The following is a 24366-nucleotide window of genomic DNA, read 5'->3' on the forward strand; positions in this document are numbered from 1 at the left end:
ACACAGGGCGGCAGCGGGCGGGGAGCTGGCACGCTCCCGACTCACCCGCTGCCGCAGAGAAGCGTCTTACTTCTGGTAGATCAGCGGGACCGGGTTGTACCCGGGGATCACGCCGAGGTTGTAGACGTAGTTGCCGTACTTGTTGCTGATCGCCCCGATGTTGTCGGGCTTCAGCAGCGGAATCACCGGCAGGTTGTGGGCGAACAACAGCTGCCAGCGGGTGTACAGCGCCTTGCGGGTGGCCGGGTTCGGCGACACGGCGGCCTGCTCGAAGATGTTGTAGATGTCCTTCTCCCACGGCTGCATGCGCGCCACGTTGGGCGTGCCGCCGTCCTGGGCCGGCTGCAGGCTGCGGTGCCAGTAGTACAGCGCCCCGCCCGGCTCCCAGATGGGCCGGCGCAGTTCCGGGTCCGGCTGGTCGCCGAAGGCGTGCAGAATCGCCTCGTAGTCGCCGCTCAGACCGGTGGACAGCAGGTTCTTGGCCAGGATGCCGCGCAGGTTCATCTTGACACCGATCTGCTTGAAGTCGTTCTGCAGGATGGTGGCGATGGCCGGGTAGGTGCTGCTGTCGGTGCCGTAGGTCAGGTCGAATTCCAGCGGCTTGCCGTTCGGCAGGGTCCGCACGCCGCCGCTGCCCACCTTGAGGCCCATCGCGTCCAGGGCGGCGCCGGCGGCCTTCAGGTCAAAGCTGCCCAGCGACGACTTGGTGTTGGCGTAGAAGGCGGTGTTGGCCGGCGCGACGCCGTGGCCCGGCAGGGTGGCCAGCCCGTTGTACACCGTGTCGATCAGGCGCGGGCGGTTGATGGCCGACTGGATGGCCGTGCGGAAGCGCAGGTCGCTGAAGACCTTGGCCAGCGCCGCATCCTTGGCGTCGAAGTTGAAGGCCAGGAACGGCGGGCTGCCGAACAGGGCGGTGCTGCGGATCACCTTGAAGGGGGCGCCCGCCACCTCCTTCTGCTTCAGGTCCGGGAACTGCGAGCCGCTGATGTTCAGCTGGTCGATGTTGCCGGCCAGGAACTGCGCCACCTGCTGCTGCGGGTCGCGGATGATCAGGAAGCTCAGGCTGTTGAGGTACGGCAGCTTGGTGCCCTTGGCGTCCACTTTCCAGTAGTTGGGGTTGCGCGTCAGGCTGACCTTCTGGCCGGCGGTGTAGCTGCTGAGCTTGAAGGGGCCGGTGCCGACCACCTCGGCCGGCGCCACGTTGGTGGGCCACGCGTTGTTGATGTCGGCGGCCTTCGCGCCGCCCTCCACGCTGTACTTCAGCAGCTTGTGCTTGGGCATGATGAAGTTGCGCATCTGCAGCAGGAAGGCGGGCGCCGGCTGGCTGAGGGTGGCCTGCACGGTGTTCTTGTCGAGCGCCTTGAACACGATCTTCTTGCCGTTCTGCATGAAGGTCGCGGCGTCACCGGCGCGCGCCTCGGGGTTCTCGATGATCTGGTCGTAGGTGAACACCACGTCGTCGGCCGTGAAGTCCTGGCCGTCACTCCATTTGGTGCCCTGACGCAGCTTGAAGGTGTAGGTCTTGCCGTCGGGGCTGACGGTCCAGCTCTCGGCCAGGGCGGGTTCCAGCTTGTAGGTGGAGAAGTTGAACTCCACCAGCCCGTCGAACAGCTGCTGCGAGATCAGGCCCAGGTTGTTGTCGATGGCGCCGTAGTAGTTGAGGCTCTGGGGGCTGTCCCCCAGGGCGAGCGTCATGTCGCCGCCGGTCTTGCCGGCGACCACGCCCAGTTTGTCGTACCCGCTCACCTTCTTCGGCGCGGCCAGAGCAGCGCTCAGCAGGGTGATGGCCGCGAGCGGCAGGGTCAGGTGGGCCAGGGTGCGCATCGGTCGCATAGCTTCTCCTTCGTACTCCTCAGGGGAATGACGGTACCAGCAGGGCTGTCTCTTCGGAAGTAATGCCCGTAGAGTAATACCACTTGCAGTCCAATTGCAAGCCATCGCCAGATTGGTCCTGAAGTGGTATGGTTGCAATTATGCGATCCTCGCTGCCCACCGTGCCCGGCGCCGACTGGGGCGCCGTTGTCGATGCCGGCAGCGCCACGCCCATCTACCTGCAGGTGGCGGCGGCGCTGGCCCGCAGCATCGAGCAGGGTCAGGTCCCGGTGGGCACCGCCCTGCCGGCCGAGCGCGAACTGGCCGCCCGGCTGGGCGTGTCGCGGGTCACGGTGCGGCAGGCGCTGGCCCGCCTGACCGAGCAGGGCCTGCTGGAGCGGCGCCAGGGCAGCGGCACCTTCGTGGCGCCAGCGCGCATTCAGCACCCGCTCTCGGAGCTGACCAGCTTCAGCACCGACATGGCCGCGCGCGGCGCCCACCCCGGCGCCCAGGTGTTGCAGTTCGAGTGTGTGCCGCCCACCGCGCTGGAAGCGATGACGCTGGCACTGTCGCCGGGCGAGCGGGTCTACCGGGTCCGGCGACTGCGGACCGCTGACCAGGAGCCGCTGGCGGTGGAGCAGAGCACCCTGCCGCAGCGGCTGGTGGGCGAGCTGGCGGCCCAGGACGTGCAGGACCACAGCCTGTATCAGCTGCTGGCCGACCGCCAGCTGTCCCTCCGGCGGGCCATCCGCAAGATCACGGCGGTCAGCGCCGACCCGGAGCAGGCGCGGCTGCTGCAGGTGCCGGTCGGGGCCGCGCTGCTGGCCACCGAACGGCTCAGCTGGGACGGGCAGGGCCGGCCGCTGGAGTTCGCCTCGGCGCATTATCGGGGCGACCGCTACGAATTCATGATGGAGCTGCAGGGCGGTCAGCCTTGAGTGCGGCCCGCGTCCTGGGCCTGATGAGCGGCACCAGCGCCGACGGCATCGACGCGGTCCTGCTGGAGCTGCCCGGCTGGCCCGCGCTGGGCAGTGGCGCCGCGTTTCCGGCGCTTCAGGGCGGGGGACCGCGCGGCCGGGTGGTGGCCCACACCTTCACCCCGTACCCGCCCGACCTGAGGGAGGCGGTGCTGGCGGCCATGCGCAGCGACAGTCACACAGCCGCGCTGACCCAGCTGCACTGGTGGCTGGGCGAGGCGCTGCTCGCCGCGGCAGCCCCGCTGGCCGCGTCTGCCGACCTGATTGCCATGCACGGCCAGACGGTGCAACACCAGCCGCGGGTGGACCCGGCCGTCGGCTGGGGGCGGCCCGCCACGCTGCAGCTGGGCGAGGCGGCGGTGGTGGCGCAGGGCACCGGCCGGCCAGTGGTGGCCAACTTCCGGGCGGCGGATGTGGCCGCCGGCGGGCAGGGCGCCCCGCTGGTCCCCTACGCCGACTGGGCGCTCCTCTCGGAGGCCGGCATGCGCCGCAGCGTCCATAATCTGGGCGGCATCAGCAACCTCACCTACCTGCCGGGCCTGGACCCGGCCGGGGTGCTGGCCTTCGACACCGGCCCGGCCAACTGCCTGATGGATGAGGCGGCCCAGCGGGCGGGCCTGACCTGCGACGAGGGCGGACACCTGGCCCGGCAGGGCACCGTGCACCAGCCCACCCTGGAGGCCTGGCTGGAGCACCCGGAGTTCCTGCGGCCGCCACCCAAATCCACCGGCCGCGAGACGTGGCGGCTGGACCGGCTGCCGGCCCCAGTCGTCCTCAGCGTGCCGGACCTGGCGGCCACCGCCACCGCCTTCACCGCCCACAGCATTGCCGCCGCGTACCAGCGCTGGGTGCTGCCGCTGGGTCTGGACGAGGTGGTGGTGGCCGGCGGCGGCGCCCGCAACCCGGAGCTGATGCGGCAGCTGGCCGCCGCGCTGGACCCGGTGCCGCTGCGCACCTTCGCGGAGCTCGGCTGGGACCGGGCCGGCTTCAGCGACAGCACCCGCGAGGCCGCCGCCTTCGCGTTTCTCGGCTACGCCCGCGCCCAGCGCTGGCCCAACACCCTGCCCCATACCACCGGCGCACGCTCAGCGGTGCTGGCCGGCACCCTCGCGGAGGACGCGCATGCCTGAGTTCAGACCCACCGAAGCGGTTCACCCGCTGCACCACGACCTTGACCAGCTGGACAGTGCCAGCATCGTCACCGCCCTGATTGAGGACCAGCATCAGGCAGTGCAGGCGGTGCAGCGGGCCGGACCCGCGCTGGCCCGGGCGGCCGAACTGGCCAGCGAACGGCTGGCCCAGGGCGGGCGCCTGATCTATGTGGGGGCCGGCACCAGCGGCCGGCTGGGCCTGCTGGACGCCACCGAGCTGACGCCCACCTTCTCGTGGCCACCGGAACGGGCGCTGACGCTGCTGGCTGGCGGCCTGGGGGCCGTGACCCGCGCGGTGGAGGGCGCCGAGGACGACATGCGGGCGGGCCGCGACGACCTGCAGGCGCTCAGCCCCACCCCGAACGACGTGGTAATCGGGGTGGCGGCCAGCGGCACCACCCCGTACGTGCTGGCCGCACTCGAACTGGCCCGGCAGCGCGGCGCCCTGACCATCGGCATCGCCAACAATCCCGGCACGCCGCTGCTGACCGTGCCGCACTGCGCGGTGCTGCTGGACACCGGCCCGGAGGTGATCAGCGGCAGCACCCGCCTGAAGGCCGGCACCAGCCAGAAAATCGCGCTCAACACGCTCTCCAGCACCATCATGGTGCGGCTGGGCAAGGTGCTGGGCAACCTGATGGTGGACCTGCAGGCCACCAATCTGAAGCTGCAGCAGCGGGCGCTGAGGCTAGTGATGATCGCCACCGGCGCCAGCGAAGCGGACGCCAGCCAGGCGCTGCTGCAGGCCAGCGGGCGGGTCAAGACCGCCATCGTGATGCTGGGCCGGCAGGTGAGCCTGGACGAGGCCGAGCGGCGGCTGGAAACGCACCACGGCCGCGCCCGCGCCGCGCTGGAGGCCGAGTGAACGCCCCGCTCGACCCGGCCCGCCGGCTGCTGGAGGCGGCGATGGCCCAGGGGCTGCCGGGCGCGGCGCTGGGCGTGGTATGGCGCGGCGGTGAACGGCAGACGCTGGTGCTGGGGCAGGCGCAGCGGGTGCCGGAGCCGCTGCCGCTGGACGCCGGCATGTCCTGGGACCTGGCCAGCCTGACCAAGCCGCTGTTCACCGCGCGGGCGGTGCTGCTGGCCCTGCAGGACGGCCTGCTGGACCTGGACGATCCGCTCTCGGACTTCCTGCCGGAACTGGCCTGGATGCAGGACACCCCGCTGCGGCAGCGCACCCTGCGCCAGCTGATGACCCACACCAGCGGCCTGCCCGCCTGGGCGCCGATGTACACCTGGGGCGACGTGTCGCTGATCCGCGCGCGGCTGCTGCAGGAAGCGTGGCCGCTGGGCGAGCCGGTCTACAGCGACCTGAACTACATCCTGCTGGGGCTGGTGCTGGAGCGGGTGCGCGGCGTGCCGCTGCGCGACTTCCCGATGCCGGACGGCTTCACGGCGGCCCCGGACCCGCAGCGCAGCGTAACAACAGAGCACTGCGCCTGGCGGGACCGCCTGCTGCGCGGTGAGGTCCACGACGAGAACGCCGCCGCGCTGGGCGGGCTGCCGGGCCACGCCGGGCTGTTCGGGACGCTGGACGGGGTGCTGGATCAGGCACAGGCGCTGCTGGAGGGCCGCTGGCTGTCCCGGGCCGCCACCGAGCTGGCCACACGGCCACAGACGGAGGGGCGTACCCTGGTGTTCGTGCGCGACCAGCCGGGCTGGAGCGGCGGCAGCCTGTGTACGCCCGGCGCCTACGGGCACACCGGCTTCACCGGCACCGGCCTGTGGGTGGACCCCGGCCACGACCGCGCCTGGGTGCTGCTCACCAGCCGGGTGCATCCGTCCCGGCACACCAGCATCGACATTCAACGGCTGCGGCGGGCCGTGGGCAACACGGTGCAGGCCATGGACCCGGCTTGAGCGGGGTCGCGCCCGTGGCCTTCTTCAGCCGCTGTGCTGCTGCCAGTACCGGTTGCTGTACCGCTGGCGGTCGCGGGTGACCAGCAGGCAGCCCACCCCGGTCAGCTGATCCGCGAGGCGCAGGCTCTCTTCCGGGGTCAGCACGCTGAAGGCGGTGGCCAGCACGTCGGCGGTGGCGCTGTCGCGCGCCAGCACCGACGCGCCCACCACCCACGTGACCGGCTGGCCGCTGCGGGGGTCGAGCACGTGCGAGTGGCGTTCTCCCCGAATGGTGTAGCCGCGCCAGGTGTCGCCGCTGGTGGCCACCCCCTGACCGCTGATCTGCAGGTGAGCGGCCGGGGGGGCATTGTCGGCGCGGGTCAACGGGTCGGCGACGGCCACACGCAGGTGGTCGTCGCCCAGGTGACGCAGGTCGCCGCCGATGTTCACCAGCACCGCGCGAACGCCCGGCTGCCGGTAGGCGGCCTCCGCCGCCCGGTCCACGATCTGCCCCTTGGCATGCGCATTGAAGTTCAGCGTCAGGTCACTCAGGCGGGTGGCCGCCCGCCGGTCTGCCCGCACCCGGTAGGCGGGCGCCTGCAGCCGGTTCACCAGCTGTTCCAGCTCGGCCGGGTCCGGCACGGTGCCGCGCTGCTCCGCCTCGGCCCAGACCCGGCCCAGTGCGTCGGCGCCGGGGTGGTAGGCGCCGCCGGTCTCCCGGGTCCAGTCCAGGCTCTGGGCCAGCAGTTCGCCCAGGTCCGGCGACACCGGCTGCTCCACGCCCAGGGTGGCCTGCCAGCGGTTCAGCTCGCTGGCCGGGTCAAAGCGGCTGAACACCTGCTCCAGCCGGTCAATTTCATCCAGCAGCGCCTGTTCCGCCACCTTCGCCTGGACCGCCGTTTCGGCCCGCACCCGCAGCTCCAGCGAGGTGCCCAGCACCCGTTCGTAGTGCGTGGTGTACCAGCGCGGCCGCCCGGCCCGCTCGTCCAGCCAGCGGCCCACGCGACGCAGGACGGCGGCCAGCGGGGTGGCGGTCACCGGACGGCCCGGCGGTGAAGATGGAGGCGGCGGTTCAGGGCCGTAGTCTCACGCCGTCACATGAAGGTCCGTCGAAGATCTGATGAGATGACCGGCACAGCGGGGCCGGACAGCGGTCAGAGGGCGCGGTGAACGTGATGCCACGACGACCAGATGCGGCCGCCCGCGCGCAGGTAAAAGTCCGGCAGGCGGGTCCAGTCCACCCCCATCACCTGCACGCCCCGTTCGCGCAGGTGCGCGGCGCAGGCCAGGAAGAAGCCCCATCCGAGCCCCTCCCCGCGCCGCGCCTCCGCAATGCCGAACGGTCCAAGGCCGCCGGTCCGCGCCGTGTCCGGCAGGCCCTGCGCCGCCCGCAGGCCACCGGGGTACAGGCAGGACGGCAGGATGGCCGGATCGTCCTCGGTGCCTGTCAGCGCGAACCCGATCAGCTGGCCGCCGTCCAGCAGCGTCAGAATCTGCAGCGGATTCTGGTCCGCGATGCGCCCCAGATCACTGCCCCAACGGGCCGAGAACGAGGCTGCGAACGCCTGGGCCTGCTGCACCAGGTCCGGCGAGGTGGCCGGCTGGAGGTGCATGCTCGCCGGCAGGCGCGCAGCGGGCAGCTCGGCCGGCAGCAGCGCCAGGTCATGGCTCACGTCGCCGTCAAACTGATAGCCGCGCCGCTCGAAGTAAGCGGCCGCCTGCGCCGGGACGCCGGGAAAGAAATGCAGGTGCTCGGCTCCCGGCACGATGGTGCGGTGCCCGGCCTGCCTCAGCCGGTGCTCGGCCTCGGCCAGCAGGCCCGCGCCCACGCCTCTGCCCTGCTGCTCCGGGTGCACCAGCAGGGCGCGCAGGTGACCGCGCTCCTGGCCCGCCACCGAGCGCAGCGCCGCCCAGCCGACCAGCTGTCCGTCCAGCCGCAGCCACAGCTGAGGGTCTGAAGCGTCCAGCCGGGCCCTCAGACCCGCCGGATGCACCGGGTGGGACGGGAAGGCCGCGTGCCACAGGGCCAGGATCTCGTCGGGGGTGGGGGCCGGACCGCTCATCAGACCGGGGGTGGAGTCAGGGGGCAGCATGGCCGGAGCATAGCCCACCCCGGCCAGCCGAGCCGCTACGCTGGAGCGCATGACCAAGGTGACGCCGTCCGGCTGGGTGCTGGGCGTGGATGGAGGGGGCAGCCACACCCGGGCGGCGCTGGCCGCGCCGGATGGCCATGTGCAGGGGCCCTGGACCGTGGGCGGGAGCAATCCCAACGATCAGCCGCGCTGGGCCGAGCATCTCACCGAGCTGCTGCGTCCGCTGCTGGAGGCCACGCCGGACCTGCAGGCCGCCACGCTGGGACTCGCCGGGTACGGCGAACTGGCCCCCGGCCGGGCGGCCACCGAGCAGCTGCTGGCGGGCCTGCTGCCGGAGGCGCTGCCTCGCGAGCTCCTCAACGACGTGCAGATCGCCCACTTTGGTGCTCTGGGAGGGGGTCCTGGCGTGCTGCTGCTGGCCGGTACCGGCTCCATCGCCTGGGGCCGCGACGGGGCCGGGCAGGAGCGGCGGGTGGGCGGCTGGGGGTTCTCTTTTGGTGATGAGGGCAGCGGCGCGTGGCTGGGCCGCGAGGCGCTGGGGCTGATCAGCCGCACCCTGGATGGCCGCGCCGACGCGCAGGCGCTGACCACGGCCCTGCTCGCGGCCCTCGGGCTGGAGCGGGACCCCGCGTACCTCACCCGGCCGCTGCTCGGCTGGGTGCAGGCCCAGGCGCACCCACGCTCTGCCATTGCTCAGCTGGCCCGGCCACTGGCCGACCTCGCCGCGCAGGGCGATCCGGACGCCCTGGCGCTGCTGGAGCGGGCGGGCCAGCAGCTGGCCGCCCATGTGCGGGCATGTGCCGCCGCGCTCCGGCTGGACGTCCCCGCCCGCTGGAGCGCCGCTGGGAGCGTGGCGACCAGCCCCCTGGTGCTGGACGCCACCGAGCGGGCGCTGCCGGAGTTCGAGCGGGTGCCGCCGCTGCTGCCGCCGCTGGGCGGGGCCCTGCTGCGGGCGGCCGGGCTGGCCGGCTGGCCGGTGCCCGACCGCTGGACCACGGAAGTGGCCCGGCAGCTCAGTGGGGCGACGGCCGGGAGCAGCTGAGCTGCGCCGTCCGGGTCGGTGGCATCTGTTCAGGGCGCCAGATACCCGAGCTGAAGCGCCGGGGCGTGGGCAGCGTCCTCGGCGGTGCCGAACTCGGCAAACCCGTAGGCCCCGGGCACCCCGTCACGGCCGAAGCGCAGCCGGTACTGCGTCCGCCCACCGGACGCGGCCGGGTCCTGCAGGTCGGCCCGAACGGCGGCCGTTACGTCCGCCTGCCGCGCCCCCAGCGCGGCATCCTTCGAGAAGGCCGGGCTGACCACGTCCAGCACTGGCGCCGAAAAACTCTTGATGTTCAGGCGGTCTCCGTACCGCACGTGCTCCAGCACCAGCTGTTCCGGGGCGGTGGACATGTCGGTGTACGCGCTGGCTGGATACACCAACGTCTGCTGCAGCGTCAGGGCGGCGGACGACACGTCTTCCGGAAGCAGGCCCGGTGGCAGGCTCGACAGATCGAAGCTGAAGAACCCGCGGACGGAGACGGTGACGTAGCCGCTGGGGGCTATGTCGCTCATGCCGCCGACCCGGGCGGATGTCCCTCCGGTAACCCCATTGGAATAGGCCGCTTCTTGGTCAGAGGTGTAGCCGTCCAGGGCCGCCTGGCCATTCAGCGTGGTGGTGTACCGCCGGGCGGTCCGGAAGCTTGAGGTCGTCTCGGCCAGCTTCCCGCCGCCCTGGGCCTGTGCACTCGCGCCAATCAGGAAGGTGTAGGTCACGGGGGCGGCGGGGGCTGCCGCGTAGCTGAGCGGCCCTTTGGGGTCCACGGTCACCAGGGTGCTGTTGGCGTTCCAGACAAAGGCCACCTGATCGCGGCGCAGGCCGTCAGCGAACGACACATAGGCGGCCTCGACCGAAGCCCGGTCCATCGGCTGGCTGAAGCTGATCCGGATGTTCGCATCGTCGCGGACACCCACGGCGCCGCTGGCCGGCACGATGGCCAGGATTTCCGGCCGCGCAGAGCCGCCGGACGGCCCACCCGTGCCGCATGCAGTGAATACGAAGGCCAGCAGGGCGAACCCCGTCACTGTTGTGCGTCTCATCGGACATCCTTTGGGCCGGGAGGCGGCCCCTTCCCGTGGCGGATGGGATCAGATGCATGACGATGCAGGGAACAGGCCGCCCGGTCCCCACATGACGGGCGGTACACACAACGGCCGGGTGGTGCGGCTTCAGCGTACACCCGGGGAGCACGTGGGGCGGGCAGGTTCCCACGTTCCCGGCCCTCACTCGCCCGGAGGACGCACCATCGAACCATGCGCCCATTTCCTGGCAGGATGAAGGTGCGGCGGCAATGCACCTTCATCGACGGAGGACACACCTCCGCCCGGTCGCCAGACATACCCCGCCTCCAACCTTTTCTTCCACCAGCGTGGCCCCAGGAGCACCCGAATGGATATTGTGGACGCACAGGTACATTTCAATCTGCTGGGCAGCCTGGACACCGGGGTGGCCGCCATGGACGCCGTGGGCGTGAAGGCGCTGGTCTACGACGAGTACTGGGCCTTTGACGAGCAGTCCCGCATCCTGCCGGGCTACGAACTGCCGAACGGCGCATTCCGACATGTGTATCCACTGGCGGAGGCCGCCGCCCTTCAATTCCCGGAACGCTTCGCCTACCTGATCCGGGTGGACCGCCGTGACCCGGACCTGGACGCCCTGATCGGCAGCGTCGGGCGGGTGCCTCAGCGCAAGGCGCTGCGGGTGGTGCCCTGGACCCCGGAAGGCTTCGAGCAGTTTGCGGCCGGAGCGGACGCCCCGGTGTTCACGTCGGCCCAGCGGCACGGGGTGCCGGTGTTCGTGCTGCTGCCGGGCCGCACGCGGCTGCTCCATCCGTACCTGAGGTTGGCACCGGATGTTCCGGTCATTGTGGACCACTGCGGCGTCGAGCTGCGCCCTGGCCGCCTGCACGATGACCGGCTGTCGGGCTTCGACGACGTGCTGGCCCTGGCCGAGTACCCGAACGTCTTCCTGAAATGGAGCCACGCGCCACGCCTGTCTGCCGGCTCCTACCCCTACGAAGACGTGCTGGACATGCTGCTGCGCGTTCTGGAGGCCTTCGGGCCGCAGCGGGTGATGTGGGGCAGCGACTGCACCCAGGCCACCGACCATCACACCTGGGCCGAGTCGCTGTACACCATCCGCGACACCCCGAACCTCTCGCAGGACGAGAAGGCCTGGGTGCTGGGGGGCAGCCTGCGCTCGGCGCTGCGCTGGCCCGCACCACACCTAAACGAAAAATGAACCAGGCACAGCGGCTCACCATGGACAATGAGGGATGCCGCGCCCCCGTGTACCGGAGCCGCGCGCCACACCACGGTGTCCACCTTCACGTTCTCGCGCTGGGAGTCCAATGACCGGAGTCAGGCCACGGCATACCTCATCACCACCACGGCGGGTGCGGACCGCGCCGGATCCCGCCCGATGAACGAGGTGCGCTATTTCATCATCACCCGGCTGGACCCGGAAGACGGGACGCCGCTGCACGCTCAGGAGCAGCCGCAGCAGAACTTTGTGCGGCCGGAGCTGGCGCTGGCCTTCAGCAAGGTCAAGGGCTTCGATCAGCAGCGCCTGCCGGACGGCACCCCGGCGCTGCGGGTGCAGGAGGGCCGCCTGACCATCTGCGAAACCCTGGAGGAGGCCGAACAGCTGGAGGTGCAGGAGCGCAAGCAGCGGCTGATCTCGGCGGCCCGCGCCAAGCTCACGCCGGAAGAACGCGAGGCGCTGGGGCTGTAAGCCCTGCGCCCCTCCTGCGGTCAGCCCAGGCGGCGGATGCGGCGCACCTGACTTTCAAAGTCGTTGAGCTGTACATTCACCCCCGCGTGCATCCAGGCGGCGCCGCTGAGCGGCTCCGGCTCCCCCTCGACCTCATACAGGGCGTCCGCGTCCAGGCCACGCAGGTACAGCGGCGGCAGGATGGTCGGCCGCGCCATGTGGGTCCGGAAGGCGAACAGCACCCCTTCCGAGCGGTCCTTGCTGACGTACTGCACCGCGCTGAAGGGCGCGTGCTGGGCCGAACGCAGCCGGTACTGGTCACCGAACTGAATGACGTGGCGCACTTCCTTGTACAGCGCCACCAGCAGGGTGGCCTGCTCGCGTTCCTGCTCGCTCCAGTGCAGCAGGTGGCCGCCCAGCCCCAGGCTGCCGAGCATGCTGACGTGAAAGCGGAACTCCAGCGGCAGCCGCCCCCGGTCCGCGTCTGTCACCCAGGCTTCCATGGTGCTGGCCGGGAACACCTGCGAGTAGCCGTCCTGAATGCTCAGCCGGGCGGCGGCGTGGGTGTTGTCGCTCACCCACACCTGATCGGCCAGCCGCAGGATGCCCAGGTCAGCGCGGCCGCCACCGCCAGAGCAGCTCTGCCACACCACCTGTGGATGCCGCCCCTTCAGGGTGCCCCACAGCCCGTACAGGCCCTCCACGTAGCGCACCCACAGCTCGCGCTGGTCACGCGGCGCGTCCGGCCAGCCGGCCTCGCTGACGTTACGGTTCATGTCCCACTTGATGAAGCGGATGTCATGCTCGGAGAGCAGCCGGTCCAGCGTCTCCAGCAGGTACGTCTGCACCTCCGGCATCGCCAGGTTCAGGATCAGCTGGTTGCGCGCCTCGGTGCGCTGGCGCTCCGGGAAGTGGATCACCCACTCGGGATGCGCGCGGTACAACTCGCTGTCGGGGTTGACCATTTCCGGCTCGATCCACAGCCCGAAATCCATGCCCAGCGCCTTGACCCGTTCGATCAGCGGCGTCAGGCCATTGGGGAACTTCGTTGTGTCCGGCCACCAGTCGCCCAGCCCGGCGTTGTCCGAGGTGCGGCCGTGGAACCAGCCGTCGTCCATCACGAACAGCTCCACACCCAGTGCGGCGGCCCGCTCGGCCAGCTGCGCCTGCGACGGCTCGTCCACGTTGAAGAAGGTGGCTTCCCAGCTGTTGTACAGCACCTTGCGGGTGTGCTGGGGGTTGGGCACCACCTCGGCCCGGATGTGGTCGTGCAGCGCCCGGCTGGCCGCCCCGAAGCCGTGGGCGGTGTAGCCGGCCAGGCTCGGCGGCGTCACAAACTGCTCTCCGGCGTCCAGCTGCCACACGAAGTCCCAGTCGTTGAGGCCCAGGCTCAGCCGGGTGGTGCCAAAGTCGGTCACCTCGGCGGCCAGCTTCCAGTTGCCGCTCCACGCCAGCACCCCGAACCACACCTCGCCCGCGTCCTCCTGCGCGTGGCCGTCATCCAGCGCGAACCAGGGGTTGTGGTGGTGGCTGGTGGTCAGGCGGCGGCTCTCCAGCACCTTGACGCCCTGGGTGAGTGGCTCGCGGTGCAGCCGGAACTCGTCGAACCAGCGGCCCGACAGGTGAGAGAGCCGGTAGTCGCGGTGCGGCGGCACGTGCCACTGCGCCGACATCACCGTGTCCAGCTGCACCGTCCCGCTGCCGGCGTTGCGCACCGTCACCCAGCGCTCGATCAGGTCAACGGCCTCGTGGGCGCGGTAGTGCAGCGTCACCTCCAGCGGATAGGCGGCGTCCTGCAGGTGCAGCCGCAGCTCTGCCCTCTCCTGCTCGGCACGCACGTAGCGCAGCTCCAGTTCACGGGTGCCGCCGGGCAGCGTCACCTTCAGGCCCGGCCAGTTGTAGCGCGCTCCGCCGTGCGCCGGGTACTCCTCCGGCACCAGATGCGCCGGCGGGTTGAACGAGGCCCACTCCAGCACCGGCTGGGGGCGCGGGTAGTCTTCCGCGCGCGGCAGCCGGGGCCCCCAGTAGGTGTGCACCACCCGCCCGTCCGGGTCCAGGCCCAGCGTGTAGGCGGTGCGGTGGGTGGTCAGCACCCAGAAGGGGGCGGAGGAAAGCTCGTTCAAGGTCAGTCTCCTGCGGGAAGATGGGCGGAGGTCAGGGCGGTAAACTGCGGCAGCCAGTGGGCCTCGGCCTGCAGCAGCTCGTCCGTCATGGCCCGGATCTGGTCCAGGGTCAGCAGCGCCCCGGTCAACGGGTCAAGCGCCATGGCATGGTACACGTGCTGCACGTCGCCGGTGAGCGCGGCCTCCACCGCCAGCTCCTGAACCGCCACGTTGCTGCGGTTCAGGGCGGCCAGCTGCGGCGGCAGGCTCCCCAGCGGCGTGGGCTGCACGCCGTTGCCGTCCACCAGACACGCCACCTCCACCGAGCAGCCGTCCGGCAGGTTGCGGATCAGGCCGCGGTTCGGCACGTTGCCGTAGATCACCGCCGGCTGGTTGGTCTGCATGGCGTTCAGGATCACCGCTCCGTACTCGACCGAAGGGCGCAGTTCGGTCAGCAGCCGGGCCATCATGCCGTGCTGGTCGTCACCCGCGTTGCGGCGGCAGATCTCGTAGTAGTCCCAGCGGTACGGCAGCACCTCGCGGGTGGTCTCCGCATCCTTGCGGAAATACGGCAGGTACTCGCTGGCGTGGTGGCTCGACTCGGTGTGGAAGTACCCGAAATAGTCCATGATGCTGGTCCGCACCCGCTCCTGGCCGCCCTCGTACACGCTGGGGCGGTAGGCGCGGTCGCTGTGGTTGCCACGGTCCTCGACAATTTCCGGGTCCGGACGCCGCTCCAGGTGCTGCTCGCGCATCAGCTCCCGCAGGCGCGGGTACACGTCCTGGCCATTGTGGTGCAGCTCCAGCAGCCACGCCTGATGGTTGATGCCGGCGCTGCGAAAGCGCAGTTCGCGGTGCGGAATGCCCAGCACCTGCGCCAGCATCCAGGTGGTGCCCTGCACGCTGTGACACAGCCCCACCGTCTTCACCCCCAGCCGCGACAGGTACCAGCAGCTCATCGCCATCGGGTTGGCGTAGTTGATCAGCAGGGCCTCCGGGCACAGCTCGTGCATGTCCTGTGCGATGCGGCGGTAGGCTTCAGCGCTGCGCAGGAAGCGCATCACGCCGCCCGGCCCCAGCGTGTCCCCCACCGTCTGGTCCAGGCCGTAGCGCCTCGGAATCGTCACGTCCAGCTCGTAGGCGTCCAGGCCGCCCACCTGGAAGGTGACGATCACGGCGTCGGCGCCGCGCAGGGCCTCGCGCTGATCGGTGCCGGCCTTAACCTGCGCCGGGAAACCATAATGCTGCACCAGCGTCCGCACGTTGCCTTCCGTCACGGCCAGCCGCGCGGCGTCGATGTCCATCAGGTGAATGGTGCTCGCCTGCAGCGCCGGGAAACTCAGCATGTCCGCCACCAGCCGCAGCGGAAACACCTGCCCGCCGGCTCCGATGATCGCAATCTTCATACGCTCCACTCCTTGACCTGCTCCCTGACGCCCAACGCTGCCGCGCCCAGCAGGCTGGCCGTCTCGAAGAGCGTGGTCTGCACGCACGGGACGCTCACCCCCTGCTGCAGCGGCCCGATGAACAGCTCCCAGGCCCGCGACACATTGCCGCCCACCACCACCGTCTCCGGCTGAAAGCGCTGCACCCACGGCGACAGCACCTCCCCCAGTCGCTCACCGAAGCTCTGGAATACCTGCCGGGCGCGGGGGTCACCCTGCCCGGCGAGCGCCGCGATCTCGGCCACCGTGCACTCCTCGCCGCTGAGGCGCTGGTACTCCCGGACCAGGGCCACGCTCGACAGGGCGGTTTCGGCGTCGGCGTCCCGGTACGGGACCCGGTTGAGCTCGCCCTCCGGCGGCACCTCCGGCCCGTCGGTCACCACCCGCCCGTCCACCACAAAGCCGGACCCGATGCCGGTGCCGAGCGTGATGCCCATCACGCGCGCCCGGCCCTGCGCCGCGCCGCCCCACCACTCGCCCAGCACGAACAGGTCGGCGTCGTTGCCAAACTGCAGCGGCAGGCCCGCCAGCGGGGTGCCCTGCCAGCGCCGGGTCAGTTCCTCGCGGACGCTCACGTTCAGCAGCGCCAGAAACTTGTGGGTCATGTGCGACACGCCCAGTTCCATATCGAAGGGGTGAGGCATCGCCACACCCACCCGCAGCGGCGCGCCGCCCGGCAGGCAGGCGGCCAGCGCGGCCTGCGCCCAGCCGTCTAGCAGGGTGGTGGCGGCTTCGGCGTGGCTGAGGTGTCGGCGCACCGGGTCGCCCAGCAGGCGGTGCTGCTGCAGGTCCACGGCGGCGGCCGTCACGTGGCTTCCGCCGATGTCGAGCGCGAGGGCATAGGTCATGGGCCCCATTACACTCGACATCGCACGGTCAGGTCCAGCCGGACCCGGCACCGGGATGAAGGGAAGGCAAGGCGAGCATGTCCCCTGTCGGGCCGACCCGAAGGGGAGGTCAGCCTGACGGGGCACTCAGCAGATCCCTCGGTCCTGGAGCGCACCCAGGCCCGGTTCCCAGCGGACAGGCCCGCTCAGCAGCCGATGTTGGTGCCGAAGTAACGCTTGCTGAGGGCCGCGTAGCTGCCGTCGCGGATCAGCTGACTCAGCGCGCCGTTCACCGCCTGCCGCAACTCCGAGTTGCCCTTCTGGTACGCCACGGCGATCTGCTCCTTCCAGAGCGTTTCCCCGATGATCAGGTTGGCTTTGGAGTACGTCTTGACCGCACCCAGCGCCGCGAACCGGTCGGTGGCGATGGCGTCCACCTGGCCGGTCGCGACCGCCTGGATGGCGGCGTCGCTGCTGGGGTACACCTGCACGGTCTTACGCAGCGGCAGCTTCTGCAGGAATCCGAAGTAGGTGCTGCCCGACTCGGCGCCGAGGTTCTTGCCGGCCAGCGCCTTGCTGGTGGTGGGGCCGCCCGCGCGGGTCAGCAGGACGCCGCCGGTGCAGTAGTGCGGCGTGCCGAAGTCCACCGTCTTGAGCCGGGTGCTGGTGATGGCGTGCGAGGCAATCACCAGATCAATGTCGTCCGGGCGCTCGCCCAGGTCGGTGAGCAGACCGTCGAACGGGCGGATGACCCAGTGAACCTTGAGGCCCAGCCGCTGGGCCAGCAGCGTGGCCAGGTCCACCTCGAACCCGGCGGGCACGCTGCCTTTCATGTAGTTGAACGGCTCGAAATCGGCGCTGGTGGCCACGTCGAGCGTGCCGCTGGCGCGAATGTCGCTGAGGGTGCGCGCCTGGGAGACAGGAGCCATGGTGACGAGCAGGGCGGTGGAAAGCAGGAAGAAGCGGGCACCACGCATAGAAGACCTCCTGACCGTACTGTGGGCCACCCGCCCTGACGAAAACGTCACGACGTCAAACGATGTGGCGGCCTAAGCCAGTGAGGTCAGGGCTTCAGGGGACGGCGGGATACAGCGTGGCGTACAGCTGAAGCCAGCGGGTGCGGGCGGCCTCCAGGGCGGCGCTGCTGGCCGGGTCCGGCAGCACGGCCGGACGGGTCCGGGCCTCCCGCTGCAGGGCCTGCAGCGTGGCCCGCTCATGGCCGAGCAGGGCGGCGCCGGTGGCCGACGCGTCGCCGGCCTCCAGCAGATGGACCGGCACGCCGAGCACGCTGGCGAGCAGGCGGTTCCAGCCGGGGTCGGCGGCCAGCCCCCCGGTGGAGTACACCCGGCTTCCCGGCGTCTCCTCGTCCAGCGCCCGAACCTGTGCCAGCGAGAATGCCACCGCCTCCAACGCAGCGCGGGCCACCTGGGCCCGCCCGTGGGCCAGGGTCAGCCCGTGCAGGGTGGCCCTCAGGTCCGCCCGCCAGTGGGGGCTGCGTTCGCCGCTCAGGTACGGCAGCAGTGTCAGGCCGTCCGCTCCGGCCGGCACCTCCCCGGCGTCGTGCAACAACCGGGCGAAGCCGGTGGCCGTGTCCAGATCGCTGTACCAGCTGCGCCGCACCCAGTCGAGCAGAAGTCCACCGTTGTTGATGGCGCCGCCGACCAGGTGGGTCTGCAGGTCCAGGCGGTAGCTCCAGCTGCGGGCCAGCGGGTCCAGGTGTGGCCGCGCGCTGAGGCGACGGACCGCGCCGCTGGTGCCGACCGTCACCACCACGTCCTCCAGCGCCGCGCCGGTCCCGAGGTTGGCCAGCGCTCCGTCGCTGCTGCCGGCCAGCACCGGCACGCCGCGCCACGGGCCGGCCAGCACCGGCCCCACCGGCTCACGGGCGTCCAGGACTGTGGGCAGCCGACCCGGCTGAATGCCGAGGGCGGCCAGCAGTTCCGGGTCCCAGCGGGACGCCTGCAGGTTCCACAGGCCGGTGGTGGAGGCCAGCCCCACGCTGGTGGCCCAGTGGCCGGTGAGGCGGTGGAGCAGCAGGTCTGTGAGCGACACGAAATGGCCCACTGTCCCGAACACGTCCGGCTGGGTCTGCCGCAGCCACCACAGCCGGGCCGGATGATAGGGCGCCTGCAGCGGGCAGCCGGTGCGGGGGTAGCTCCAGGCCGGGTCCAACTGGGCACGCAGCTGGGGCAGGGTTAGGGCGGGGCGCGTATCAGCCCAGGTCAGGGCCGGGCCCATCACGCGTCCTGACCGGTCCAGCAGCACCAGACTGTGCATGGCCGCGCTCGGCACGATGGCGCGCACCGTTACGCCGGCCAGCTGACGATGCAGTGCGCTCAGGGCGTCCAGCGCCACGGCCACCACCTGCTCGGCGTCCTGGACCGCCGAGCCGTCCGTGCCGCTGTGCAGCGGGTAGCCGCCGCCGGAACGGGCCACCACCCGGCCCGCACTGTCCAGCGCCAGCGCCTTTACCGAGGTGGTCCCCAGGTCCACGCCGATGGTCACGTCCGTAGTTGTCATCTGCCGGCTGTCGGTCACGCGTTTACCATAACGGGCCGGGCGCCGCAGGTCGGCGGACCCGGGCGCCCGGCCTCGGCCCGGCTCAGCGGCGGGGCTTGCTGCGGCTGCGGTCGTAGCTCTGGCTGACCGCCCGCTTTCTCAGCTCGGCGTCCCGGCCCGCCGCCAGGTCGCCCTGCAGCGCCTGCAGTTCGGCCAGTTCCGGCCGGGTGGCCGCGCTCGCGGGCGCCGCCGACACCAGATCCACTGCCGCCGAGAAGGCGCGGGCCGCGTACACCCGGTCGCCCCGGTCCAGCGCGTCCACCCCTTCGCGCTTCAGCCGCGCCGTTTCCAGCACCGTCACGGCCGCCTGCACCTCGGCATCTTCCGGCAGCTGACCATAGGCGTCACTGTCCAGCAGCGGCAGGTTCAGCTGGGCGCGCCGGGTGTGGCGGCCCTGGGCATCGCTCCAGGCCAGCCGGACCCGCAGCACCCCCAGCGTGCCGCTGCGGCCCGGCTGGGCCGGCACCTTCAGGCGCAGCACCACATCGGTGGTCTGGCCATCCAGCAGGTTCGGCAGCTGCAGCCGCCCGGTGGCGGCGCGTTTCAGGTCGTTGAGCACCTCGGTCACGCGCACGTCGTGCTCCGGGTTCGGTTCCAGGCCCAGGCTGACCACCCGGCCCACCGTGCGGCTCAGGCCCAGCAGTTCCTGTTCGAAGAAGGCGGGCAGCGCCTCTGGCCGCTCGACGTGCTCGAAGTTGCCGTCTCCCGCGTTGGCGACGGCCAGCAGTAGGTCCTCGTCGTAGTGGGCCCCCAGGCCGATGGCGCTGGTGCTGACGCCGCGCTGGGCCAGCCCCTCCACCTGAGGCGCGATGTCGTGGCTGCGCTGCGGCCCCACATTGGCCTGCCCGTCGGTGAGCAGAATCACCCGGTTCAGGGCGCCCGGCTGCAGGTGGGTGGCCACCTGGGTTGCCCCCTCCAGCCAGCCGGCGTACAGCGCGGTACTTCCGCCGCACTCGATGCGGTCAATGGCCTGCTGCAGCGCTTCCGGGTCGGTGACGTGCTGAGACGGCACCACCAGCTGCACCGTGTCGTCGAAGGTGACGATGCTCAGGCGGTCCCTGGGGCTCAGCTGCTGTACCGCGGCGCGGGCGGCGGCCCGGGCCATCTGCAGCGGCTGGCCGCTCATGCTGCCGCTGCGGTCAATCACCAGCGCTAGATTCAGCGGCGGCCGGACCTGCGCGGCGCGCGGCAATTGCGGGGCATGGATGCGGGCCAGGACGGTGAGAAGGGTGGCGTGGTCGCGGTTCAGGCCAGTGTGCAGCGGTAGCAGTTCGATGCGGGGTTCGGTCATGGGGTGTCTCTCCTGAAGGTGGCGAGGGCCTGAAGCAGCGCCTGATACAGCGCGTCCTGTTCGGCGGCGGTGCGCGGCAGCCGGGCATGGCGGCTGACATGCAGCTCCAGGCCGGGGGCGAGTGCGAGTCGGGTGTAGCGTTCGGGTGGGGACGGCTGGATGTCCGGCGAGGCTGGAGCGGCACGAGGAGCGGGTGGAGGCGCGCTGCTGAACATCGGCGCGGAGACGGCCGCTGGAGGCTCAGCCTGGGAACGCAGCTGCTTCAGGTAGGCCAGCGCCGGGTTGCTGGCCTGCAGGGTCAGCTCACTCTGGCCACTGAGCAGCGCGCGCAGTTCGTCATCGGTGCGGGTGGTCAGGGTGCCGTGCAGCGCCTGGGCGGTCAGGCCCTCCCCCATCAGCCGGCGCAGGGCCAGCAGCTGCAGCAGGTGCCGCTGGCTGTAGCGGGCCTCGCGGCCCTGCTTGGCCGGCTCGTCGAGCAGGCCCAGGGTGGTGTAATGGCGGATCAGACGCGGGTTGATGGCGTCCTGGGTCCGCCCGGAGCGGTCCAGCGGAAGGTACTGCGGCAGCAGGGTGTTGGCGAGCGCGGCCAGCTCGTCGAGAGCACCCGACCAGCTGGTCGGGAGGGGTTGTCCGGACATGGCTCAGCATATCAGTGACAGTTTTAATTGTCAATGACAGTTATAGGTGCAAGCTAGGGCCAGACTCAAAATCTCGCTCAGCCGCTCACGTGGCCTGTCCCCACCCCTTACCACTCGGCAAAGCTGCCGTCCTGGTGGCGCCAGATGGGGTTGCGCCAGCGGTGGCCGCTGCGGGCCATCTCCAAGACGTACTCCTCGTTGATCTCCAGGCCCAGGCCCGGCCCCTGTGGGAACGCCACATGGCCGTCCGCGTACGCGAACACCTCTGGATTGAGCAGGTAGTCCAGCAGGTCATTGCTCTCGTTGTAATGGATGCCCAGACTTTGCTCCTGAATGAAGGCGTTGTACGCTACCGCGTCGAGGTGCAGGCAGGCGGCCAGCGCAATCGGGCCAAGCGGGCAGTGCGGCGCCAGCGCCACGTCGTAGGCCTCGGCCATCGCGGCGATCTTGCGGCACTCGGTGATGCCGCCCGCATGCGACAGGTCCGGCTGGATCACGTCCACGTAGCCGTCGTGCAGCAGCTGTTTGAAGTCCCAGCGCGAGTACATCCGCTCGCCGGTCGCGATGGGCGTGTCGGTGTAGCGCGCGATGTGCTGCAGCGCGTCGTTGTGCTCGCTCAGCACCGGCTCCTCGATGAACATCAGCCGCAGCGGATCGAGTTCCTTCGCCAGGATCTTGGCCATCGGCTTGTGCACCCGGCCGTGAAAGTCCACCGCGATGCCCAGGCCCGGCCCGGCCGCGTCCCGGACCGCCTGCACCCGCTCCAGCACCCGGTCGATCTTGTCGTGGCTGTCCAGGTACTGCAGTTCCTCGGTGGCGTTCATCTTGATGGCCGTGAAGCCGCGCGCGGCTACTTCCAGTGCGGCGCGGCCCACCTCGGCGGGGCGGTCGCCCCCGATCCAGCAGTACACCCGCATGCGGTCGCGCACCTGCCCGCCCAGCAGCGCGTGGACTGGCACCCCGTGGTACTTGCCCTTGATGTCCCACAGCGCCTGATCAATGCCGGCGATGGCGCTCATCAGGATCGCCCCGCCCCGGTAGAAGCCGCCCCGGTACATCACGTTCCAGTGGTCCTCGATCAGCAGCGGATCGCGCCCGATCAGGTAGTCGGCCAGCTCGTCCACCGCCGCTGCCACGGTGTGGGCTCGGCCCTCCACCACCGGCTCGCCCCAGCCGGTCAGCCCCTCGTCGGTCTCGATCTTGAGAAACAGCCAGCGGGGCGGCACGCGGTAGGTGGTCAGACGGGTGATTTTCATGCACGGTCCTCCGGGGAGCCGAACTGGGCCAGCAAGGTCCGCGCCCGGTGTTCCAGGGTCGCAAAGTCCGGGGCGTTCCAGTCGGTGTGGGTCAGGTGGCTGCCGATGCCGGCGCCCACCGCACCGGCGCGCACGAACTCCGGCAGGTTGGCGGTCGTGATGTTGCCCACCACCACGACCTGCAGATCCGGGTACGGCCCCAGCAGGCTGCGCAGGTATCCTGGCCCCAGATCGCCGGCCGGGAACAGCTTGACCGGGCGGCTCCCCTGGGCCAGCGCCTGCTGGATCTCGGTGGGCGTCATCGCGCCGCTGATCAGGCCCAGGCCGTGCTGGACCGCGTAGGCATTGACTTCCGGCACCACGTGCGGGGTGAGCAGAAAACGTGCACCCGCCGCCTGGGCCTGGGCCGCCAGCTCCGGGGTGATGACCGTGCCGGCGCCCAGCACCAGCTCCGGGCCGAACTGCCGGTCCAGTTCGCGCAGCACGTCCAGCCCATGCCGGTCGCTGAGCGCCACCTCCAACAGCCGGATGCCGGCCCGGTGCAGGTGCTCGGTGAGCCGGACCGCATGCTGCAGCGGAACGCCTCTCAGAATGGCGATGATCCGGTGAGCGTGGACCAGAGCAGGCAGGTCAAGCATCGGCGCGCCTTTCAAACAGCTGAACCGCGCCCTGTACCGCAGCCAGGGCACTCTGCGCCGGGTCTGCGGCGAGCACCGGCCGGCCCTGGCCTGTCAGGTACCGCGCTACCGGGGCGGTGAAGGTGGCGTGGCCGTACAGCACCAGCGGCGCGCCCTGTGGCAGCAGCGGAAGGTCCAGGCTCGCCACCGCCCCCAGCAGGTAGGTGGTGGCCTGCTCCGGCGTCAGGCCGAGCCGCTGTTCCGCCAGCCGGACACAGAAGGCGGCGCGGGCAAACCCGGCCTGCTGCGCCTGCAGTAGCCCAGCCTGCCAGATGTCTGGGTCCAGCGGGCCGAGGGTGTCTGGCGGCGCGGCGCTGCCACTCAGGATGGTGTGCTGCAGGGTGGCGGCCAGCAGTTCGCCGCCCAGGGTGGTGACGGAGCGCTGGATGCCTTCGTCGTCGGTGCAGATGACCTTGTGGTGCGAGCCGTAATGCACGAAGTTCACCGGGCCGCTCAGCTGCAGCAGGCGTCTCAGGGCGTACACCTCCACCTCCTCGCCGCGCATCACGTCCTGCTCCCCGAGATGCGCGAGATCCGAGGGACCCTGGGGCAGCGTCCGTACGCCCGGCACGAAGCAGATCTGTCCCAGCCGCTCGAAGGTGCGGGTGTGAATGCCGTCGGCCAGCTGCTGATACCTCACCGGCGCCGGCAGGTGCGGGATGTCCACCAGCCCCAGGTTGCTGCCGATCATGCCGGACGCCAGCACAGCCCGGAGCGGTCCCTGGGCCCGGGCCAGAGTCAGCAGCTCGTCGAGCGCGCCCGCCAGCCCCTCCGTGCCCTGACGGGCAGTGTCGCGCGCGCCGATCTGACGTTCGGCCTGCCAGGTCACGCCCTGCCCGTCCCAGACGCGGACGCGGGTGCGGGTGGTGCCGGAATCGATGACGGCGTACATGGCAGGTCCTTTCGGGGTGGGGGAACGGCAGCATCAGTTATGGAACCCGGCCATCATACCCAGCGAACAGCAGGCCCACGGCACATGCTCAGTGGACCTGCTCTCTCCCTTCCCCGCTAGCGGAAGATGCTGCGCGGCAGGTAGGCGCTGACCAGCCAGTTCGGGGCGTCCACGATCTCGCTGATCTTCAGGTCCACCGCCACGCTGCACAGCGCGTAGGCGAGCGGGGGGTCCAGGCGGTACTCGCGTCCCAGGTGGTCGATCATGGCACGGATGGCGTCCTGGGCGGCCCGGTACAGGTCCGGACCGATGCCGGTGGTGGCGTAGTAACCCTGCTGGTCCACCGGGGCCAGGCCGCTGGCCGGCACCTCAAAGCGCGGGGCCGAGAAGTTGGCCCCTTTGATCAGCGAGAAGCGCAGCTGGACCGTCATGGCGGTTTCGACGGCGGTACCGCACACCTCGCCGTCGCCCTGGCAGGCGTGCGTGTCGCCCACGCTGAACAGCGCCCCCGGCACCTCCACCGGCAGGTACAGCGTGGACCCGCGCGTCAGGTCGCGGATGTCCAGGTTGCCGCCCACCCGGCGCGGCGGCACCACGCTGTGCAGGCCCGGCTCGGCGGGCGCCACCCCGATGGTGCCGGTAAACGGGCGGGTCGGCAGCCGGATCTCGGGCGTGAACTGCACCGCCTCGCGGTCGTAGCGGCTCAGGTGCAGCCAGGGGTCGGGGAACTCGTCGGCCAGCAGCCCGAAGCCGGGAATCAGGCCGGTCCAGCCCCAGCCGCCCTCCTGAAAGTCCAGCACTTCCACCTTCAGGGCGTCGCCCGGCTCGGCCCCGTCAATGTAGACCGGACCATTCACCGGGTTGGTGCGCGAGAAGTCGAAGGCGGCCAGGTCGGCCACGCTGCTGTGCTCGGTGAGCTGGCCGCCGCTGGCATCCTGCACCGTGAAGGCCAGCGTGTCGCCCGGGGCGGCGTGGGTGTCGGGCGTCAGGCTGTTGTCCCAGCCGAAATGGTGGTGGTGGATGGTGTGGATGTGTGGGGTCAAGGCAGGGTCCTCC

At 70.8% G+C, this 24366-nt stretch carries 22 protein-coding genes; 7 read left to right on the forward strand and 15 right to left on the reverse strand.

Annotation, left to right across the window (positions count from 1 at the left end):
• Positions 1–66: 66 nt before the first annotated feature.
• Entirely contained in the window at positions 67–1833 is a 1767-nt protein-coding gene (locus ABOD76_RS21890) for an ABC transporter substrate-binding protein (RefSeq protein WP_380130038.1), read from the reverse strand.
• Positions 1834–1973: 140 nt separating this feature from the next.
• Here ABOD76_RS21890 and phnF point away from each other — a divergent pair, with 140 nt between their 5' ends.
• From phnF to ABOD76_RS21910, 4 genes are read left to right on the forward strand one after another with little or no spacing between them, the layout of a single operon-like run.
• Positions 1974–2750: a phosphonate metabolism transcriptional regulator PhnF gene (gene phnF, locus ABOD76_RS21895; RefSeq protein ID WP_350245484.1), complete on the forward strand. Its 777-nt coding sequence runs from the start codon at positions 1974–1976 to the stop codon at positions 2748–2750.
• 23 nt (positions 2751–2773) lie between these two features.
• Positions 2774–3919, forward strand: a complete 1146-nt coding sequence (locus tag ABOD76_RS21900) for an anhydro-N-acetylmuramic acid kinase (RefSeq protein ID WP_350245702.1) — start codon at positions 2774–2776, stop codon at positions 3917–3919.
• Positions 3912–4805 (forward strand): N-acetylmuramic acid 6-phosphate etherase, encoded by an 894-nt coding sequence (gene murQ, locus ABOD76_RS21905; protein WP_350245485.1) that lies wholly within the window; start codon positions 3912–3914, stop codon positions 4803–4805. Before ABOD76_RS21900 ends, murQ begins: the two co-directional genes overlap by 8 nt.
• Positions 4806–4846: 41 nt before the next feature.
• Positions 4847–5800, forward strand: coding sequence for a serine hydrolase domain-containing protein (locus tag ABOD76_RS21910; protein WP_350245703.1), 954 nt, complete (start codon positions 4847–4849; stop codon positions 5798–5800).
• Positions 5801–5824: 24 nt separating this feature from the next.
• Here the strand turns inward: ABOD76_RS21910 and ABOD76_RS21915 are convergent, their stop codons facing one another.
• Both ABOD76_RS21915 and ABOD76_RS21920 read right to left on the reverse strand, forming a co-directional pair.
• Positions 5825–6817: an FAD:protein FMN transferase gene (locus tag ABOD76_RS21915; RefSeq protein ID WP_350245486.1), complete on the reverse strand. Its 993-nt coding sequence runs from the start codon at positions 6815–6817 to the stop codon at positions 5825–5827.
• Positions 6818–6933: 116 nt separating this feature from the next.
• Complete coding sequence (locus ABOD76_RS21920) at positions 6934–7872, reverse strand: GNAT family N-acetyltransferase (protein ID WP_350245487.1); 939 nt, start codon at positions 7870–7872, stop codon at positions 6934–6936.
• Between the two features lie 49 nt (positions 7873–7921).
• Here ABOD76_RS21920 and ABOD76_RS21925 point away from each other — a divergent pair, with 49 nt between their 5' ends.
• The gene (locus tag ABOD76_RS21925) at positions 7922–8914 is read left to right on the forward strand and encodes an N-acetylglucosamine kinase (RefSeq protein ID WP_350245488.1); all 993 of its coding nucleotides are present in this window, start codon (positions 7922–7924) and stop codon (positions 8912–8914) included.
• A gap of 29 nt (positions 8915–8943) precedes the next feature.
• On the opposite strand, the gene ABOD76_RS21930 is transcribed toward ABOD76_RS21925, so the two are convergent.
• On the reverse strand, positions 8944–9951 hold the full coding sequence (locus ABOD76_RS21930) for an Ig-like domain-containing protein (RefSeq protein ID WP_350245489.1): 1008 nt from the start codon (positions 9949–9951) through the stop codon (positions 8944–8946).
• Between the two features lie 349 nt (positions 9952–10300).
• Between ABOD76_RS21930 and ABOD76_RS21935 the strand changes: the two genes are divergently transcribed.
• Both ABOD76_RS21935 and ABOD76_RS21940 read left to right on the forward strand, forming a co-directional pair.
• Positions 10301–11152 (forward strand): amidohydrolase family protein, encoded by an 852-nt coding sequence (locus ABOD76_RS21935; protein ID WP_350245490.1) that lies wholly within the window; start codon positions 10301–10303, stop codon positions 11150–11152.
• 180 nt (positions 11153–11332) lie between these two features.
• The gene (locus tag ABOD76_RS21940) at positions 11333–11644 is read left to right on the forward strand and encodes a hypothetical protein (protein WP_350245491.1); all 312 of its coding nucleotides are present in this window, start codon (positions 11333–11335) and stop codon (positions 11642–11644) included.
• A gap of 20 nt (positions 11645–11664) precedes the next feature.
• On the opposite strand, the gene ABOD76_RS21945 is transcribed toward ABOD76_RS21940, so the two are convergent.
• The 11 genes from ABOD76_RS21945 to ABOD76_RS21995 form a co-directional block, all read right to left on the reverse strand.
• Entirely contained in the window at positions 11665–13746 is a 2082-nt protein-coding gene (locus ABOD76_RS21945) for an alpha-galactosidase (protein ID WP_350245492.1), read from the reverse strand.
• A 2-nt stretch (positions 13747–13748) separates the two neighbouring features.
• The gene (melA, locus tag ABOD76_RS21950) at positions 13749–15131 is read right to left on the reverse strand and encodes an alpha-galactosidase (protein ID WP_350245493.1); all 1383 of its coding nucleotides are present in this window, start codon (positions 15129–15131) and stop codon (positions 13749–13751) included.
• Positions 15128–16018 (reverse strand): ROK family protein, encoded by an 891-nt coding sequence (locus tag ABOD76_RS21955; protein ID WP_350245494.1) that lies wholly within the window; start codon positions 16016–16018, stop codon positions 15128–15130. Before ABOD76_RS21955 ends, melA begins: the two co-directional genes overlap by 4 nt.
• A gap of 185 nt (positions 16019–16203) precedes the next feature.
• Positions 16204–16974, reverse strand: a complete 771-nt coding sequence (locus tag ABOD76_RS21960; protein WP_350245495.1) for an ABC transporter substrate-binding protein — start codon at positions 16972–16974, stop codon at positions 16204–16206.
• Positions 16975–17068: 94 nt separating this feature from the next.
• Complete coding sequence (locus tag ABOD76_RS21965) at positions 17069–18535, reverse strand: gluconokinase (protein WP_350245496.1); 1467 nt, start codon at positions 18533–18535, stop codon at positions 17069–17071.
• A gap of 64 nt (positions 18536–18599) precedes the next feature.
• Positions 18600–19847 (reverse strand): vWA domain-containing protein, encoded by a 1248-nt coding sequence (locus ABOD76_RS21970; RefSeq protein WP_350245497.1) that lies wholly within the window; start codon positions 19845–19847, stop codon positions 18600–18602.
• Positions 19844–20485: a MerR family transcriptional regulator gene (locus tag ABOD76_RS21975; RefSeq protein ID WP_350245498.1), complete on the reverse strand. Its 642-nt coding sequence runs from the start codon at positions 20483–20485 to the stop codon at positions 19844–19846. Before ABOD76_RS21975 ends, ABOD76_RS21970 begins: the two co-directional genes overlap by 4 nt.
• A gap of 107 nt (positions 20486–20592) precedes the next feature.
• Complete coding sequence (gene dgoD / locus ABOD76_RS21980) at positions 20593–21741, reverse strand: galactonate dehydratase (RefSeq protein ID WP_350245499.1); 1149 nt, start codon at positions 21739–21741, stop codon at positions 20593–20595.
• Positions 21738–22379: a bifunctional 4-hydroxy-2-oxoglutarate aldolase/2-dehydro-3-deoxy-phosphogluconate aldolase gene (locus ABOD76_RS21985; protein WP_350245500.1), complete on the reverse strand. Its 642-nt coding sequence runs from the start codon at positions 22377–22379 to the stop codon at positions 21738–21740. The genes dgoD and ABOD76_RS21985 overlap by 4 nt, the downstream gene beginning before the upstream one ends.
• Positions 22372–23310 carry a 2-dehydro-3-deoxygalactonokinase gene (locus ABOD76_RS21990; protein WP_350245501.1) on the reverse strand — a complete coding sequence of 313 codons (939 nt, stop codon included), beginning with the start codon at positions 23308–23310 and terminating at the stop codon, positions 22372–22374. The genes ABOD76_RS21985 and ABOD76_RS21990 overlap by 8 nt, the downstream gene beginning before the upstream one ends.
• A 116-nt stretch (positions 23311–23426) precedes the next feature.
• Positions 23427–24353, reverse strand: coding sequence for an acetamidase/formamidase family protein (locus ABOD76_RS21995; protein ID WP_350245502.1), 927 nt, complete (start codon positions 24351–24353; stop codon positions 23427–23429).
• Positions 24354–24366: the final 13 nt, after the last annotated feature.

It is taken from the genome of Deinococcus sonorensis KR-87 (assembly GCF_040256395.1).
GTDB lineage: Bacteria > Deinococcota > Deinococci > Deinococcales > Deinococcaceae > Deinococcus > Deinococcus sonorensis.